This window comes from Kitasatospora sp. NPDC048545, assembly GCF_040651155.1.
Lineage (GTDB): Bacteria > Actinomycetota > Actinomycetes > Streptomycetales > Streptomycetaceae > Kitasatospora.
This window is the reverse complement of record NZ_JBEZIQ010000010.1, coordinates 37,355-53,564: the sequence shown is the minus strand read 5'-3', so window position 1 is coordinate 53,564 and position 16,210 is coordinate 37,355. Positions and strand designations below refer to the sequence as shown.

Annotated in this window: 15 protein-coding genes; 7 read left to right on the top strand and 8 right to left on the bottom strand. The window is 71.1% G+C overall.

Annotated elements, in window-relative coordinates; all coding sequences use genetic code 11:
- Nucleotides 1-16 precede the first annotated feature (16 nt).
- Both rfbA and rfbC read left to right on the top strand, forming a co-directional pair.
- On the top strand, nt 17-892 hold the full coding sequence (gene rfbA, locus AB0D10_RS12165; RefSeq protein ID WP_360254637.1) for a glucose-1-phosphate thymidylyltransferase RfbA: 876 nt from the start codon (nt 17-19) through the stop codon (nt 890-892).
- Nucleotides 889-1,488 (top strand): dTDP-4-dehydrorhamnose 3,5-epimerase, encoded by a 600-nt coding sequence (gene rfbC / locus AB0D10_RS12160; RefSeq protein WP_360254635.1) that lies wholly within the window; start codon nt 889-891, stop codon nt 1,486-1,488. Before rfbA ends, rfbC begins: the two co-directional genes overlap by 4 nt.
- A gap of 85 nt (nt 1,489-1,573) precedes the next feature.
- On the opposite strand, the gene AB0D10_RS12155 is transcribed toward rfbC, so the two are convergent.
- Nucleotides 1,574-2,011: a GtrA family protein gene (locus AB0D10_RS12155; protein WP_360254633.1), complete on the bottom strand. Its 438-nt coding sequence runs from the start codon at nt 2,009-2,011 to the stop codon at nt 1,574-1,576.
- Between the two features lie 101 nt (nt 2,012-2,112).
- On the opposite strand from AB0D10_RS12155, the gene AB0D10_RS12150 reads away from it, so the two are divergent.
- On the top strand, nt 2,113-3,687 hold the full coding sequence (locus AB0D10_RS12150) for a DUF2142 domain-containing protein (RefSeq protein ID WP_360254631.1): 1,575 nt from the start codon (nt 2,113-2,115) through the stop codon (nt 3,685-3,687).
- On the opposite strand, the gene AB0D10_RS12145 is transcribed toward AB0D10_RS12150, so the two are convergent.
- From AB0D10_RS12145 to AB0D10_RS12115, 7 genes are all read right to left on the bottom strand, one after another.
- On the bottom strand, nt 3,674-4,168 hold the full coding sequence (locus AB0D10_RS12145) for a GtrA family protein (protein WP_360254629.1): 495 nt from the start codon (nt 4,166-4,168) through the stop codon (nt 3,674-3,676). The genes AB0D10_RS12150 and AB0D10_RS12145 overlap by 14 nt on opposite strands.
- A complete protein-coding gene (locus AB0D10_RS12140; protein WP_360254627.1) occupies nt 4,165-5,127 on the bottom strand; it encodes a glycosyltransferase family 2 protein in 963 nt (320 codons plus the stop codon). The genes AB0D10_RS12145 and AB0D10_RS12140 overlap by 4 nt, the downstream gene beginning before the upstream one ends.
- A gap of 190 nt (nt 5,128-5,317) precedes the next feature.
- Entirely contained in the window at nt 5,318-6,511 is a 1,194-nt protein-coding gene (tuf, locus tag AB0D10_RS12135; RefSeq protein ID WP_031063092.1) for an elongation factor Tu, read from the bottom strand.
- Nucleotides 6,512-6,731: 220 nt separating this feature from the next.
- Nucleotides 6,732-8,837, bottom strand: a complete 2,106-nt coding sequence (gene fusA, locus AB0D10_RS12130; protein ID WP_360254625.1) for an elongation factor G — start codon at nt 8,835-8,837, stop codon at nt 6,732-6,734.
- A 39-nt stretch (nt 8,838-8,876) separates the two neighbouring features.
- Complete coding sequence (rpsG, locus tag AB0D10_RS12125; RefSeq protein ID WP_188306747.1) at nt 8,877-9,347, bottom strand: 30S ribosomal protein S7; 471 nt, start codon at nt 9,345-9,347, stop codon at nt 8,877-8,879.
- A gap of 2 nt (nt 9,348-9,349) precedes the next feature.
- Entirely contained in the window at nt 9,350-9,721 is a 372-nt protein-coding gene (gene rpsL, locus AB0D10_RS12120) for a 30S ribosomal protein S12 (protein ID WP_014144289.1), read from the bottom strand.
- Between the two features lie 417 nt (nt 9,722-10,138).
- The gene (locus AB0D10_RS12115) at nt 10,139-10,738 is read right to left on the bottom strand and encodes a DUF1707 and DUF4190 domain-containing protein (RefSeq protein WP_360254623.1); all 600 of its coding nucleotides are present in this window, start codon (nt 10,736-10,738) and stop codon (nt 10,139-10,141) included.
- Nucleotides 10,739-10,980: 242 nt separating this feature from the next.
- On the opposite strand from AB0D10_RS12115, the gene AB0D10_RS12110 reads away from it, so the two are divergent.
- From AB0D10_RS12110 to AB0D10_RS12095, 4 genes are all read left to right on the top strand, one after another.
- Nucleotides 10,981-11,862 carry an ABC transporter ATP-binding protein gene (locus tag AB0D10_RS12110; RefSeq protein WP_360254621.1) on the top strand — a complete coding sequence of 294 codons (882 nt, stop codon included), beginning with the start codon at nt 10,981-10,983 and terminating at the stop codon, nt 11,860-11,862.
- Nucleotides 11,859-13,481: a transporter gene (locus AB0D10_RS12105; RefSeq protein ID WP_360254619.1), complete on the top strand. Its 1,623-nt coding sequence runs from the start codon at nt 11,859-11,861 to the stop codon at nt 13,479-13,481. Before AB0D10_RS12110 ends, AB0D10_RS12105 begins: the two co-directional genes overlap by 4 nt.
- Nucleotides 13,482-13,678: 197 nt before the next feature.
- On the top strand, nt 13,679-14,995 hold the full coding sequence (locus tag AB0D10_RS12100) for a DUF2786 domain-containing protein (RefSeq protein WP_360254617.1): 1,317 nt from the start codon (nt 13,679-13,681) through the stop codon (nt 14,993-14,995).
- Between the two features lie 55 nt (nt 14,996-15,050).
- The gene (locus tag AB0D10_RS12095; RefSeq protein WP_360254615.1) at nt 15,051-16,163 is read left to right on the top strand and encodes an ADP-ribosylglycohydrolase family protein; all 1,113 of its coding nucleotides are present in this window, start codon (nt 15,051-15,053) and stop codon (nt 16,161-16,163) included.
- Nucleotides 16,164-16,210 lie beyond the last annotated feature (47 nt).

Sequence of the window (16,210 nt, the reverse complement as noted above, 5' to 3'; positions counted from 1 at the left end):
CACTTAAGCTGCTCGCATGCGTGGAATCCTCCTGGCCGGCGGGACCGGCTCGCGCTTGTGGCCACTCACCCGGGCGGTCTCGAAGCAGCTGCTCCCCGTCTTCGACAAGCCGATGATCTACTACCCGCTATCCACCCTGGTGATGGCGGGCATCAGCGAGATCCTGATCATCACCACCCCCGCCGACCGCGAGCAGTTCGAGCGCCTGCTGGGCGACGGCTCGCAGCTCGGCCTCAAGCTGGAGTACGCCGTCCAGGAGAAGCCCGAGGGCATCGCCCAGGCCTTCGTGCTCGGCGCCGACTTCATCGGTGACGAGTCCGTCGCCCTCATCCTCGGCGACAACATCTTCCACGGCAGCGGCCTCGGCACGCGCCTGGCCGAGCACACCGACTCGGCCGGCGGCCGGGTCTTCGCCTACCCGGTGGCCGACCCGACCGCGTACGGCGTGGTCGAGTTCGACGAGAACGGCCAGGCGATCTCCATCGAGGAGAAGCCCGAGAAGCCCAAGTCGCGCTACGCCGTCCCCGGCCTCTACTTCTACGACAACCAGGTCGTGGAGATCGCCCGCGGCCTGAAGCCCAGCGCGCGCGGCGAGCTGGAGATCACCGCCGTCAACGACGCCTACCTGCGCAAGGGCGAGCTGAACGTCACGATCCTGGACCGCGGCACCGCCTGGCTGGACACCGGCACCTTCGTCTCGATGGTGCAGGCCTCGGAGTTCGTCCGGGTCATCGAGGAGCGCCAGGGCTTCAAGATCGGCTGCATCGAGGAGGCCGTCTGGCGGGCCGGCCTGATCGGGTCCGAGCAGCTGCGCGAACTCGCCGAACCGCTGCTGAAGAGCGGCTACGGACAGTACCTGCTGGCCCTGCTGGACGAGGAGGACGCCCGGTGAAGTTCCGCGAACTGAGCATCGAGGGTCTGGTCGAGATCACCCCGCAGCTGCACGGCGACCCGCGCGGCATGTTCACCGAGTGGTACCGCTTCGACCGGCTGGCCGAGGTCGTCGGCCACCCGCTGCGGCTGGCCCAGGCCAACCTGTCGGTCTCCTCCCGCGGCGTGGTCCGCGGCATCCACTTCGCCGACGTCCCGCCCGGCCAGGCCAAGTACGTGACCTGCGTGCGCGGCGCCGTGCTCGACGTCATCGTCGACCTGCGGGTCGGCTCGCCGACCTTCGGCCGCTGGGAGGGCGTCCGGCTGGACGACGAGGAGCGCCGCGCGGTCTACATCCCGGAGGGCCTCGGCCACGGCTTCTGCGCGCTGAGCGACGACGCCACGCTCTCGTACCTCTGCTCCGAGACGTACAACCCGACCGGCGAGCACTCCGTCCACCCGCTCGACCCCGACCTGGGCATCGAGTGGCCGGCCGAGCAACCGCTGCTGTCGGCCCGGGACGAGGCCGCGCCGTCGCTGGCGGAGGCGATCTCCTCCGGCCTGCTGCCGAACTACGAGGCGTGCAAGGCGTTCACCGAGGGCCTGCGCACCCCGTAGGACCGACCCCGGTGGGACCGAGGTCCCGCCACCGGAACGCACGAAGGCCCGGCCGGAGGAATCCGGCCGGGCTTTCGTCGTCCGGTCAGTTGTCCCGGAACACCCAGTACTTGTAACCGAAGTAGTTGACCACCGAGAGGAGCACCAGCGCGACCGCGCGGGCCAGCAGGTAGAAGAGGCCCAGCTTCACCAGGCCGCCGACCAGCAGCACGGTGCCGACCCAGTTGCCGCCCGCCATCACCAGGTAGCGGACGGTCTGCTTGCCGACCGGCGAGGAGCTGTCGAAGGCCCAGATCCGGTTCAGCACGAAGTTCGTCGTGAAGCCCGCCAGCACCGCGACGAGGGTCGACGGGGCGAGCGGCAGGTCGAGCACCCCGTGCAGGACGTACAGCAGGCCCATGTCCACGGTCGTGCTGGTGACGCCGGCGGCCAGGAACCGCACCGCGCTATGGCCCAGGAGTCCGGCGATCCGGCCCTTCACGGTGGATCCGGACACTTCCGAGGGCGATTCCAGTTGAGTCACGGGGGAATCGTAAGTGCAACGCCCGGCGGCCACACAGCCGCCCGGGCAGGGCCGATTCGGCCACCCGTTATCTTGGTCGCGTGTCCTCATACTCCCCCGCCGTGACCTCTCCTCCCTCGCCCGCCGCGAGCGGATCCGGCCACGATTCCCGTGGTTCGGGCCACCTGCTGTTCCGGCGGACCTGGTGGACCGCGTTCATCGGGTTCTTCCTCGTCTGCGCCGGCTGGGCCCTCGCCTCGCCGTACGACGCGAGCCCGGACGAGCGGGAGCACATCATCCGCGCGGTCGGGGTGGCCCGGGGCGAGTTCGCGCCCAAGCCGGAGGCGGCCGGCGGCGGCATCGGCGCCTTCCAGAACGTGCCGGCCTCGATCGTCCGGGACAACTGCTGGTGGTTCGACCCCACCAAGTCGGCGGCCTGCGCCAAGGCTCCCGGTGGTGAGGACCAGCACGTCGAGCGGGTGGGCACCAGGGCCGGCCGCTACAACCCGGTCTACTACGCGCTCGTCGGCTGGCCGATGGCCCTGTGGCCGAACTGGCTGGGCCTCACGCTGGCCCGGCTGGTCAGCGCGGGCCTGGTCGCGGCGCTGCTCGCCTCCGCCGCACACAGCCTGGTCGCCTGGACCAGGCACCGGATCGCGGCGGCCGGGCTGCTGGTCGCGGTCACCCCGATCACCGCGCACCTGGCGGGCTCGATCAACCCCAACGGCATCGAGATCGCGGCCGGGGTGGCCCTGGTCGCCGCCCTGATCCCGACCCTGCTGGACCCGGAGCAGCCGCTGCGCCGCGCGGCCATGGTGCAGATCGGCATCGCCGGGTCGGTGCTCATGACGGTCCGCGCGCTCGGGCCGCTCTGGTGCGCGGCGATCCTCGGAATCATGCTGGTCCCGGCCAAGCGCGAGCGGCTGAAGCAGCTGCTGCGCTTCCGGCCGGCCTGGTGGACGGTCGGCGCCCTGGGTGCGGCCGGCGCCGCGGGGGCGCTGTGGACCGTGGTCATGAAGGCCTCCGAGCTGATGCCCGTCCAGGTGCCGCCCGGCATCACGGTGCCCAAGGCGCTGCGGCACGAGGTGATCGTGCGCTGGCCGGACTACTTCACCGAGGTGATCGGTGTGCCGTCCTGGCTCGACACGCACCTGCCCGCCACCGCGTACTACCTCTGGTACCTGGCGATCGGCTGCCTGGTGCTGCCGGCGCTCGCCTTCGGCGCGTGGAGCGACCGCTGGCGGGTGCTCGCCTTCTTCCTCGCCCCGTTCGCGGTGATCACGCTCTCGGACGCGATCTCGGCGCACAAGGTCGGCTTCGTCGGCCAGGGCCGGTACCTGCTGCCGGTCGCCGTCGGGGTGCCGCTGGTCGCGGCCTTCGTCCTCGGCCGCCGCGGCGTGCTCGAAGGGGCCCGGTCGGCTTCGCTGGTCCGCACGATCGCGCTGCTGGTGCTGCCGCTGCAGCTGGCGTTCCTGGGGTACACCATGATCCGCTGGCAGGCCGGCGTCGGCACCTCGGTGGACTACACCCCGCTGAACCCGCTGGCCGGCGCCTGGCACCCGCCGGCGGGCTCGGCGACCGCGCTGCTGACCGCGGCGGTCGGCTGCGTGGTGCTCGGGATCTGGGCGTGGACCAGCACCGGCAGCCGTGCCGGGGCCGAACCGGCGGAGCGGGCCGCCGGGGTCAGCGCTTCCTGAAGACCCACAGTTTGAGGAGGACGAACCGGGCCACGGTGGCGAGACCGTTCGCCGCCACGAGCCCGGTCACCTCCACCGCACGGGACGCGTGCGGCACCGCCGCGCCGAGCAGCGCCAGGGCACCGCTGCTGAGGCCGAGCCCGATCAGGAACGCCACCAGGCCCTGCAGCTGGTGGCGCACCGCGCCGTCCGAGCCGGTGATGCCGAAGGTGAAGCGGCGGTTGGCCGCGGTGTTGGCCACCGCGCTGACGGCCAGCGCGACCAGGTTGGCCACCTGCGAGGAGGCGACCAGGCGCAGGGCGACGAACAGCGCCAGGTAGAAGAGGGTGCTCAGCACCCCGATGACCAGGAAGGACGGCAGCTGCCGCCGGACCGTTCGCGGGCCGGCGGCTTCTTCGTCCCGGCCGTCGTGCCCGTGCTGCCCGTGGTGCGCGCCGTGATCGTCGTGCTCGTCCCGGTCCGCGGAGAGGATCTCGTTCACTCGCCCGTACCGTACCGGTCCGGCTCCTCGGCCGAGTCGTAGCCGACGAAGTAGGCGGGCCGGGCCTGGACCGCCGAGTAGATCCGGCCGACGTACTCGCCGAGCAGTCCCACGCAGACCAGCTGGACGGCGCCGATGAACAGCATCCCTATGAACAGCGAGGACCAGCCCGGCACGGTGGAGCCGAGCGCGTACGCGATCGTGGTGTAGAGCGCCAGCGCGATGCAGACCAGGAAGCTGAACAGCCCGAGCCAGGTCGCCAGCCGCAGCGGGGCCGCGGAGAAGTTGGTGACGCTGTCCAGCGCCAGCCGGACCATCTTGGACAGCGGGTAGTGGGTGCTGCCCGCGACCCGCTCCTCGCGCACGTAGACCACTTCGCCGCTGGGGAAGCCCAGCCACGGCACCAGCAGCCGGTAGACCGGCTGGTGCTCGGGCATCGCCTTCAGCGCGTTCACGGCGGCCCGGCTGAGCAGCCGGAAGTCGCCGGCCTGGTTGGGCATCCGCTTGCCGACCAGCTTGCGCATCAGCCAGTAGTAGGCGCCGGCGGTGTGCCGCTTGAAGAAGGTGTCGGTGCCGCGGTCCCCGCGGACGCCGTAGACGATGTCGAGGCCCTGCTCGCGGGCGAGCTCCAGCATCTCGGGGATCTTCTCCGGCGGGTCCTGCAGGTCCGCGTCGATGGAGACGACGTAGTCGCCGAAGGCGCGGTGGATGCCGGCGGTGAGGGCGGCCTGGTGGCCGGAGTTGCGGGCGAAGCGGACGATGCGGAACTCCGGCCAGTCCTGGCGGATCTTCTGCATCAGCACCGGGGTCGCGTCGGTGCTCCCGTCGTCGACGCCGACCACCTCGTAGGCGACGCCGAGCCCGTCGAGGATCGGCCGCAGCCGTTCCACGGTCAGCGGGAGCGCCTCCTGCTCGTTGTAGATCGGCATCACGACCGACAACAGCGGTGCCGTTGACATGCGTTGGTCCCACTTTCCGCGACGGCGGGGCTGGTTGGTGGCCCGACCATAACAGTCTGCGATGAGCGGCCCCTGAAAGGAGGCGCGCTCCGGTGAGTGCCCCGTGAGACGCCGAAGGGCCCCGCGCACCGTGCGGTGCGCGGGGCCCTTCGGACTCAGCCTGTACGGGGCAGGCAGGTCAGATCGTCAATTACTTGATGATCTTGGTGACCTGGCCGGCGCCGACGGTGCGGCCACCCTCACGGATGGCGAACTTCAGGCCCTCCTCCATGGCGATCGGCTGGATCAGCGCGACCGTCATGGCGGTGTTGTCGCCCGGCATGACCATCTCGGTGCCCTCGGGGAGGGTCACGACGCCGGTCACGTCCGTGGTACGGAAGTAGAACTGCGGGCGGTAGTTGTTGAAGAACGGGGTGTGGCGGCCACCCTCGTCCTTCGACAGGATGTAGGACTGGGCCTCGAAGTCGGTGTGCGGCGTGACCGAACCCGGCTTGATGATGACCTGGCCGCGCTCGACGTCCTCGCGCTTGATGCCACGGAGGAGCAGACCGACGTTCTCACCGGCCTGGCCCTCGTCGAGCAGCTTGCGGAACATCTCGATGCCGGTGACCGTGGTGGTGGTCTTGGTCTCCTTGATGCCGATGATGTCGACAGTCTCGTTGACCTTGAGGATGCCACGCTCGATACGACCGGTGACGACGGTGCCACGACCGGTGATCGTGAAGACGTCCTCGATCGGCATCAGGAACGGCTGGTCCACGGCGCGGGCCGGGGTCGGGATGCTCTCGTCGACCGCGTGCATGAGGCCGAGGAGCTTCTCGCCCCACTCCTTGTCGCCCTCCAGCGCCTTCAGCGCGGAGACGCGGACGACCGGCAGGTCGTCGCCCGGGAACTCGTACTCGGAGAGGAGCTCACGGACCTCGAGCTCGACGAGCTCCAGGATCTCCTCGTCGTCCACCATGTCGGCCTTGTTCAGGGCGACGACGATGTAGGGGACGCCGACCTGGCGGGCCAGGAGGACGTGCTCCTTGGTCTGCGGCATCGGGCCGTCGGTGGCGGCGACGACGAGGATCGCACCGTCCATCTGGGCCGCACCGGTGATCATGTTCTTGATGTAGTCCGCGTGACCCGGGCAGTCGACGTGGGCGTAGTGACGCGCCTCGGTCTGGTACTCGACGTGCGCGATCGAGATGGTGATACCGCGCTGCCGCTCCTCCGGCGCCTTGTCGATCTGGTCGAACGGCGTGAAGGGGTTGATCTCCGGGTACGCGTCGTGCAGCACCTTGGTGATGGCCGCGGTAAGGGTCGTCTTACCGTGGTCGATGTGACCGATGGTGCCGATGTTGACGTGGGGCTTCGTCCGCTCGAACTTCGCCTTCGCCACTGCAGTCCTCCTGAGGACAGATCCTGTACGCCGTGCTGACGTCAGTTGGTCTTGTATCGGGCTTGGTCCGTGATGCCGGAAGCACCTCGTACCGTCCCGCGGGTGGGGGCCGGAGGCCCCGGGAGGATCCGTCCGGATCCTCCCGGGTCGCCTCCTCATAGCCTAAGGGGTCGAAATCATCCCGAATGTCGGACTGATTCCGAGGCCGACAGAGCCGGACCTACTCGCCCTTGGACTTGGCGATGATCTCCTCAGCCACGGCCTTGGGGACCTCGGCGTACGAGTCGAACTGCATCGAGTAGCTGGCGCGACCAGAGGTCTTGCTGCGCAGGTCACCGACGTAGCCGAACATCTCGGAGAGGGGCACCAGCGCCGTGACGACGCGGGCACCGTGACGCTCGTCCATGGACCGGATCTGGCCACGGCGAGAGTTGATGTCGCCGATCACGTCGCCCATGTAGTCCTCGGGCGTGGTGACCTCGACGGCCATCATCGGCTCGAGAAGGACCGGCTTGGCCTTCTTCGCGCCTTCCTTGAAGGCCATCGAACCGGCGATCTTGAACGCGAGCTCGGAGGAGTCGACGTCGTGCGCCTGGCCGTCCAGCAGGCTCACGCGGACACCCTGCAGCGGGTAGCCGGCGAGGATGCCGAACTCCATGGCCTCCTGGCAACCGGCGTCGACCGACGGGATGTACTCCCGCGGAACGCGGCCACCGGTGACCTTGTTGACGAACTCGTAGCCCTCGGCCTGCTCGAGCGGCTCGATCGCGATCTGCACCTTGGCGAACTGACCGGAACCACCGGTCTGCTTCTTGTGGGTGTAGTCGATGCGCTCGACGGCCTGACGGATCGTCTCGCGGTACGCGACCTGCGGCTTGCCGACGTTGGCCTCGACCTTGAACTCACGCTTCATACGGTCGACCAGCACCTCGAGGTGCAGCTCGCCCATACCCGCGATGATGGTCTGGCCGGTCTCGTCGTCCGTGTTGACCTGGAAGGACGGGTCCTCCTCGGCGAGACGCTGGATGGCGACACCCAGCTTCTCCTGGTCACCCTTGGACTTGGGCTCGATCGCGACGCGGATGACCGGGGCCGGGAAGTCCATGGACTCCAGGATGACCGGCTGCTTCTCGTCGGACAGCGTCTCACCGGTGGTGGTCTGCTTCAGGCCCATGACGGCGACGATGTCGCCGGCGCCCACCGACTCGATCTCCTCACGCTTGTTCGCGTGCATGCGGTAGATCTTGCCGATGCGCTCCTTCTTGCCCTTGACGGCGTTCAGCACCGAGGTGCCGGACTCCAGGCGACCGGAGTAGATCCGGACGAAGGTGAGCTTGCCCAGGTGCGGGTCGGACATGATCTTGAACGCCAGCGCGGACAGCGGCTCGTCGTCCGACGCCTTGCGGGAGATCTTGACCTCGGCGTCGTTGGGCTTGGTGCCCTCGACCGAGCCGATGTCCAGCGGCGACGGCAGGTACTTGACGACCGCGTCGAGCAGGGGCTGAACGCCCTTGTTCTTGAAGGCGGTACCGCAGAAGATCGGGGTGAAGTCCGAGTTCAGGGTGCCCTTGCGGATGACGTCCTGCAGCAGCTCGACCGGGATCTCAGCCTCTTCGAGGGCGAGCTCCATGATCTCGTCGCTGATGTTCGAGACGGTGTCGATCAGCTGGGTGCGGTACTCGTCCGCCTGCTCCTGCAGCTCGGCCGGGATGTCGACGATGTCGTACATCTCGCCCTTGGCGGCCTCGGCCGACCAGACCAGCGCCTTCATGCGGACCAGGTCGACGACGCCCTGGAAGTCCGCCTCGGCACCGATCGGGAGCTGCATGACCAGCGGGGTGGCGCCGAGGCGGTCCACGATGGTCTGCACGCAGAAGAAGAAGTTCGCGCCCGTGCGGTCCAGCTTGTTGATGAAGCAGATGCGCGGGACGCCGTAGCGGTCAGCCTGCCGCCACACGGTCTCGGACTGGGGCTCGACACCGGCGACACCGTCGAACACCGTCACCGCACCGTCGAGGACGCGCAGCGAACGCTCCACCTCGACGGTGAAGTCGACGTGACCCGGGGTGTCGATGATGTTGATGGTGTTGTCGACGTCGTCGACCGTCCAGTGACAGGTCGTCGCGGCCGACGTGATCGTGATGCCGCGCTCCTGCTCCTGCTCCATCCAGTCCATGGTGGCAGCGCCATCGTGGACCTCACCGATCTTGTACGAGACACCGGTGTAGAACAGGATCCGCTCGGTGGTGGTGGTCTTGCCCGCGTCGATGTGCGCCATGATCCCGATGTTGCGGACCCTGGCGAGGTCAAGGGAGGTTGCAGCCATGGTGGCTCGTTCTCTCTCTGTCTAGTGACGGGGTAGGGACTACCAGCGGTAGTGCGCGAAGGCCTTGTTGGACTCGGCCATCTTGTGGGTGTCCTCGCGACGCTTCACGGAAGCGCCCAGGCCGTTGCTGGCGTCGAGGATCTCGTTCATCAGGCGCTCGGTCATGGTCTTCTCGCGACGGGCGCGGGAGTAACCGACCATCCAGCGCAGCGCCAGGGTGCTGGCGCGGCCCGGACGGACCTCGACCGGAACCTGGTAGGTCGCGCCACCGACACGGCGGGACTTGACCTCGAGGGCCGGCTTGACGTTCTCCAGCGCACGCTTCAGCGCGACGACCGGGTCCGCGCCGGTCTTCTCACGAACGCCCTCAAGGGCGCCGTAGACGATCCGCTCGGCGGTGGAGCGCTTGCCGTGCAGCAGGATCTTGTTGACCAGCTGGGTGACGACCGGGGAGCCGTAAACCGGGTCGATGATGACCGGGCGCTTCGGGGCGGGGCCCTTACGAGGCATTCTTACTTCTCCTTCTTGGCGCCGTAGCGGCTGCGGGCCTGCTTGCGGTTCTTGACACCCTGGGTGTCGAGCGAACCGCGGATGATCTTGTAGCGGACACCAGGAAGGTCCTTCACACGACCACCGCGCACCAGCACGATGGAGTGCTCCTGCAGGTTGTGGCCCTCGCCCGGGATGTAAGCGGTGACCTCGATCCCGCTGGTGAGGCGCACACGGGCGACCTTACGAAGCGCCGAGTTCGGCTTCTTCGGGGTGGTCGTGTACACACGCGTGCAGACCCCACGGCGCTGCGGGGAGCCCTTCAGCGCGGGAGTCTTGTTCTTCTCGACCTTGTCCTGCCGGCCCTTTCGGACCAGCTGCTGGATCGTAGGCACCGTTTCTCCGTTTTCTGTGTGCCAAGGCTTGGTGGAACTAACCTGCGGTGTCTCCCTCGCACACGGCCCCGTGGTCGACCCACGCGGTCGGGTGTGTTGGGCTTTTTCCGGCACGGAATCCCATGGCTGATGTACAGCGACGGCGCTCTACGCGCGGGGCGCTGGAAAGCGCTCCGGCTCGGCGCGGCGACCGGTGTGCATGCACGCACAAGGACCCGGGGACACCCCAGGCACAAGGTCAGAGCGTACCTAGCGCATGGGGCGCGGTCAAAACAAATGCAACGCCGCAGGTCGCCGCCTTCGGCCGGGCGTCACGCGGGTGTCCCGCACGTGACCGCCCGGTGTCGGGCCGTCTCCACCCGCTCTACCACAGTCGCCGACCGGTCGCCACCGGAGCACCGGGCCGGGCCGACCGGCTCAGGCGATGCCCGCCAGGATCAGCAGGGTCCAGAACGCCGAGCCCATGTACCCGATGACCAGCCCGAGGACCGCCGCCCAGTCGCCGTCCATGTTGCGCTGCCGGATCTGCGAGCGGGCGATGTGGCCGGTGACCACCGCCGGGAGGGACAGAAACATCAGGCTGGAGACCAGGGAGACCACCGCCAGCACGCTGGTGGGGCGGGCCGGCGGGGGCGCGGCAGGCAGGAAGGTGGCCGGAACCGGCGGGCCGGCCGGGGCGGGCGTCACCATCGGGCCGACGGGCAGGTCCGCCACCAGCGCGGCCAGCTGGCCGTAGGTCTGCGCGCCGGCCGCGGCCTCGTGCCGCTGCTCGTACTCCTGGACGGAGAGCCGGCCCTCGGCGAACGCGGCCTTCAGCACGTCGACCGTGCGGTCGCGGTCCGCGTGGCCCGCCCGCATCGCGTCCTGCGGGGACGGGGCCGGGACCGCGGCCGGCTGCCAGCCGACGAGCGGCCGACGATCCGGGCCGTAGCCGTGGCCGTGGCCGTGCCGACCGGGCTCCCGGCCGTGGCCGTACTCGTGGCCGGGACCGGGTTCGCCCCACGGTTGAACGGACATCCGCCACCTCCCGGTACCGCGGCACCCCCGCGCACCCTCACTCGTCCTCATAGTGCAGGACGAACAGGCGAACTGAGTAGTTGCCAATTCGGCCCAGTAGCTGTCGGAACGAGAAATCCGAGCGGCGCGCCTCACCCGTTCGGCGGACACGCTCAGGGGATCCTCAACTCGGGCGACAGCCCGTCCGGGCAGTGACACGCTGAAACCCGGGAGTCACGTCCACCACGAACCGAGAAGGCCGCATGCAGGCGTCAGCAGCACCGTCCTCCGACCACCCCGAACCAGGCACCCCGTCCGCCGTCAGCATCCGCGGACTGTGGAAGCACTTCGGCACCCAGGCTGCCGTGGCCGGGCTGAACCTGGAGCTGCCGGCGGGCTCGTTCATCGGCCTGGTCGGCCCGAACGGCGCCGGGAAGACCACCACGCTCTCCATGGCCACCGGACTGCTCCGGCCCGACCAGGGCACCGTCCTGGTCCACGGGACCGACGTCTGGGCCGACCCGGTCGAGGTCAAGGCGCGGATCGGCATCCTGCCCGAGGGCCTGCGCATGTTCGAGCGGCTCAGCGGGCGCGAACTGCTGCAGTACACCGGCCGGCTGCGTGGCCTGCCCGGCGCCGAGGTGGACCGCCGGGCCGAGGAACTGCTGGCCGTCCTGGACCTCGGCCGGGACGCCGACAAGCTGGTCGCCGACTACTCCACCGGCATGCGCAAGAAGATCGGGCTGGCCGCCGCACTGCTGCACAACCCCGACGTGCTGTTCCTCGACGAGCCCTTCGAGGGCGTCGACCCGGTCTCCGCCCAGACCATCCGCGGCGTGCTCAAGCGGTACGCGGCGGCCGGCTCCACGGTCGTCTTCTCCAGCCACGTGATGGAACTGGTCGAGCAGCTCTGCGACTGGGTCGCGGTGGTCAACGCGGGCCGGGTGATCGCCCAGGGCCCGCTGGACTCGGTACGGGACGGGCGCAGCCTGCACGAGGCCTTCCTCGACCTGATCGGCGTCCGCGAGGACGACGGGCAGGCGCTCGGCTGGCTCGGCGGCGGCCGGGGCGGGGACGGTCCTGCCACGGGCGGCCCCGTCGCGGGCGGCCCGGTCGGCGGCGGGCAGTTCGGGAGCGGGCAGTGAGTGCGGCCGCACCCCACGCGGTGCCGGACGGGCGGACGGTGGTCCGCGCCCTGGTGGCGCTCAAGCTGCGGCTGCTGCGCAACGGGCTGCGGCGCAGCCCCGGCCGGACCGCCGTCTACGTGATCGGCGGCCTCGTCGGCCTGGCCTTCGCGAGCGGCATCGCCGTCGCCATGGCCGCGCTGAACGGGCGCTTCGCCGGTTCCGGGGACGCCGGGGTGATGCTGCTCGGCGTGCTGACCCTGGGCTGGGCCGCCCTGCCGCTGTTCCTGTTCTCCAGCGACGAGAGCGCCGACCCGACCCGGCTCACCATGCTGCCGCTGCGGCCCGGCCCGCTGCTGCGCGGCACGCTGCTGGCGGCGCTGATCGGGCCTGGCCCGCTGACCAACCTGGTTCTGGTGACCGGCGCGGTGCTGGCCGGCGCGGGCGGCGGCGCCTCGGCCGCGGTCGCCGTGGTCGGCGTGCCGCTGGCGGTGCTCTGCCTGGTCACGCTCTCCCGGGCGGTCGCGGCCGGCAACGCCCGGATGCTGTCCAGCCGGCGCGGCAAGGACTTCGCGATCTTCGGCGGGCTGGCCTTCGCGCTGCTGATCCAGGCCGCCAACGTCGGTTCGCAGAGCGTCTTCGGCCGTCCCGGCCAGAACATCGACCTCAGCCCGCTGAAGCCGATCGCCTCCGTGCTGCGCTGGATCCCGCCGATCAGTGCGGCGGACGCCCCGCGCACCGCCGCCGAGGGCCGGTACGGGCTCGCGCTGCTGCAGCTCGCCGCGGCCCTCGTGCTGCTGGCACTGCTGCTGCGCTGGTGGCGCGGCAGCCTGCAGGAGCTGATGGTCACCGCCGACTCCTCCACCCTGGAGGTGGCCCGCGGGGTCCAGCGCTCGCGCGGCTGGTCCTTCCTGCCCGAGGGCCGGACCGGCGCGGTGATGCAGCGCCACCTGCGGTACGCCTGGCGCGAGCCGCGGGCCAAGGCCGCGCTGTTCACCAGCATCGGCATGACGGCGGTGGTCTGCCTGCTGTCGATGGTCCAGGGCTGGGCGAGCGTCTACCTGCTGGCGATGACCGGGATGTTCCTCGGGCTGCAGATGCTCAACCTGTTCGGCATGGACGGCTCGGCGTTCTGGATGGTCGCCGCCACCCTGCGCACCCCGGCCGACGCCCGGGACGAACTGCGCGGCCGGGCGTACGCGGTGCTGTCGTACGCGATCCCGGTCACGCTGGTGCTCGGGATCGCGCTGGCCGCCGTCACCGGCGGATGGGCCGAGCTGCCGTCCGCCCTCGGCCTCGCGTGCGCGCTGCTCGGCTGCGGAGTGGCGCTCGGCGCGATGTTCAGCGTGCTGGTGCCGTACACCATGCCGGCCGACAGCAACCCGATGCGCAACGCCGCCCCCGGCCAGGGCGGGCTGATCATGCTCAACTCGTTCGGCTCGATGTTCGGCGTCGCACTGCTCGCCCTGCCGGTGGGCGGCTACCTCGGCTGGGCGCTGCTCTCGGACGGACCGACCTGGCCGGTCCTGCTGCTCGGCCCGCTCTACGGCGCCCTGGTCGCCGTCCTCGGCGTCCGGCTGGCGGCCACCCGGCTGCTGGAACGCGCCCCGGAGATCCTGGCCAAGGCCGTCGAGCGCTGAGCCGAACCGTGCCGCCCGGCGCCCGGTCCTGCCCCGGGGCCGGGCGCCGCTGTCCGTGCCCTGCTCCTCCGCTCCCCCGCCGTCCGCTCCGGCCGTTCCCGGGCGCTCCGGCCGTTCCCGGCCGATCCGGTCCTCCCCGAGCGCTCCGGCATCATGGGCAGGAGGAACCGGGCCGTCGAGGAGAGCAGGGACACACCGTGGGCAAGCGCGCGCAGCAGGGCGGGGACGCCGGGCCGCTGCTGGAGCAGGCGGTGCGGTCGGTGCTGACGGCACCGGAGGAGGGGCTGGACCTGGCGCTGGACACCGGGGCGTCGTTGCTGGCCGCCTCGGCCGCGCAGTGGTCGGCGGTCAGCCGGGCGGTGCTGGGGTACGCGGACACCGCCGTCGGCCGCTGCTGGTCGGCCGGGTGGCGCCCGGCGGACCTGGTGCGGGTGGTGCGGCGCGAACTGAAGCCCGTCCACCTGGCGCTCGCGGTGGACCTGATCGCCGCCGAGGACCGCCGCCACGCCGCGGCGGCGCTCGACCGGCGCTGGCGGGAGCAGCTGCGCGAGCTGGAGGCCGAGGTCTGGTGGCCCGCCGACGAGCAGTACCTCGGCGCCTTCGCCCACCGGCACCGGCTGGACCGCTTCGCGCTCGCCACCGCCACCCTGGAGCTGCTGCGCACCTGGGGCCGGCTGCCGCCGATCGCCCCGGTCGGACCCGCTCCCGGGCAGGCGGGCAGGTCACCGCACTCGGGAACGCCGCACACCGGACCGCAGCACGCCGGACCCCGGCACGCCGGAGCGGCGACCGGCGAGCCGCGGATGCTGGCCCGAATCCGGGCGCTGCTGGCGAAGGCCGAGTCCACCGAGTACCCGGAGGAGGCCGAGGCGCTGACCGCCAAGGCCCAGCAGCTGATGGCCCAGCACAGCATCGACGACGCGTTGCTGGCCGCGACCGGTGCCGACCGGGACACCCCGGCGGCCCTGCGGATCGGGGTGGACAACCCGTACGAGGGCCCCAAGACGATGCTGCTGGACGCCGTCGCGGTGGCCAACCGGTGCCGGGTGGTGTGGGCGAAGGAGTTCGGCTTCTGCACGGTGGTCGGGTTCGACGGCGACCTGGACGGCGTCGAGCTGCTCTACACCTCGCTGCTGGTGCAGGCCACCCACGCGCTCAACAAGGCGGGCTCCCGCCGGGACTCGCGCAGCAAGGCGTTCCGGCAGTCCTTCCTGGTCGCCTACGCGGCGCGGATCCGCGAGCGGCTGACCGCCGCCACCGAGCGGACCACCAGTGCCGCCGCGGCCGGCCGGCACCTGCGCGAGGACGGCACCGAGGAGCAGCTGCTGCCGGACGAGCGGCTGCTGCCCGCGCTCGCCGCCCGCTCGGAGGCGGTGGACGACGAGGTCGGCCGGCTGTTCCCGAAGCTGGTCTCCCAGCGGGTCCGGGTCAGTGACGGCGAGGGCTGGGCGGCCGGACGCGCCGCCGCCGACCGGGCCGCGCTGCACGGGCGCGCCGGGGAGATCCGCCGGTAGTGCCACCCGGAGACCTGATAGAAACTAATCCGCCACGAACCAAGGGGGATTCGACGTGACGGAGCCGGCTGCCGAGTCGGGGTACCGGGACCGGGTGCGCGGAGCGCTGCTCGGCGGAGCGATCGGCGATGCGCTGGGCTGGCCGGTGGAGTTCCAGCAGCTCCACCAGATCCAGGACCGGTACGGGCCGGCGGGTGTGACCGCGCTGCCGGCCGGACCGGGTCCGGTCGAGGTCACCGACGACACCCAGATGACGCTGTTCACCGCCGAGGGCCTGATCCGCGGCTTCGTCCGCGGCTGGACGGGCGGTGGCGGTTCGGTACCGGAGGCCGTCCACGGCGCCTACCGGCGCTGGCTGATGACGCAGTACCAGCCCGCGCCTGACACCGAGCCGCAGCCCCGCCCGTACGACGGCTGGCTGTTGCGCCAGCCGTTCCTGTACGCGCGGCGGGCGCCGGGCAACGCCTGTCTGAGCGGGGTGTCCGAGCACCCGGTGTTCGAGGCGCCGTCCGCGATCGGGCGGCCGGGGCCGGTCAACCCCGGGTCCAAGGGCTGCGGCACGGTGATGCGCTCGGCGCCGTTCGGGCTGGCCCGGCTGGGCGTCGAGCAGTCCTTCGGGCTGGCCGTGCAGTGCGCCCAGCTCACCCACGGGCACCCGACCGGCTACCTCGCGGCGGGCGCCTTCGCGGCGCTGGTCGAGCGGCTCGTGAACGGGACGGAGCCGTGGGCGGCGGTCGGCGAGACCGTGGAGCAGATCCGCGAGCTGCCCTCGTCCAAGGAGACCGTCCAGGCTCTGGCCCGGGCGGTGCGGATCGCCCAGGAGTCCGAGCCCGGGGCGGAGGCGGTGGAGCGGGTCGGGCTCGGCTGGATCGCCGAGGAGTGCCTGGCCATCGCGGTGCACTCACTGCTGGCGGCCACCCTCGACCCCGACCCTGTGCGCACCGCGCTGCTGCTGTCGGTCAACCACTCCGGCGACAGCGACTCGACCGGCGCGGTCTGCGGCAACCTGGTCGGGGCCGCGTACGGTGCCTCGGCGCTGCCCGCCGAGTGGGCCGGGGCGGTCGAGGGGCGGGCCGAGCTGCGGCAGGTCGCGGACGACCTGCTGGTGCTGTTCGGCAGCCGCGATCCGCTCCACCCGGGGCTCGGCGGGCGCTACCCGGCCTGGTGAGCCGCCCGGGTGCCCCCTCGGCGCCCGGCCGACCCGGGTGCCCCTCC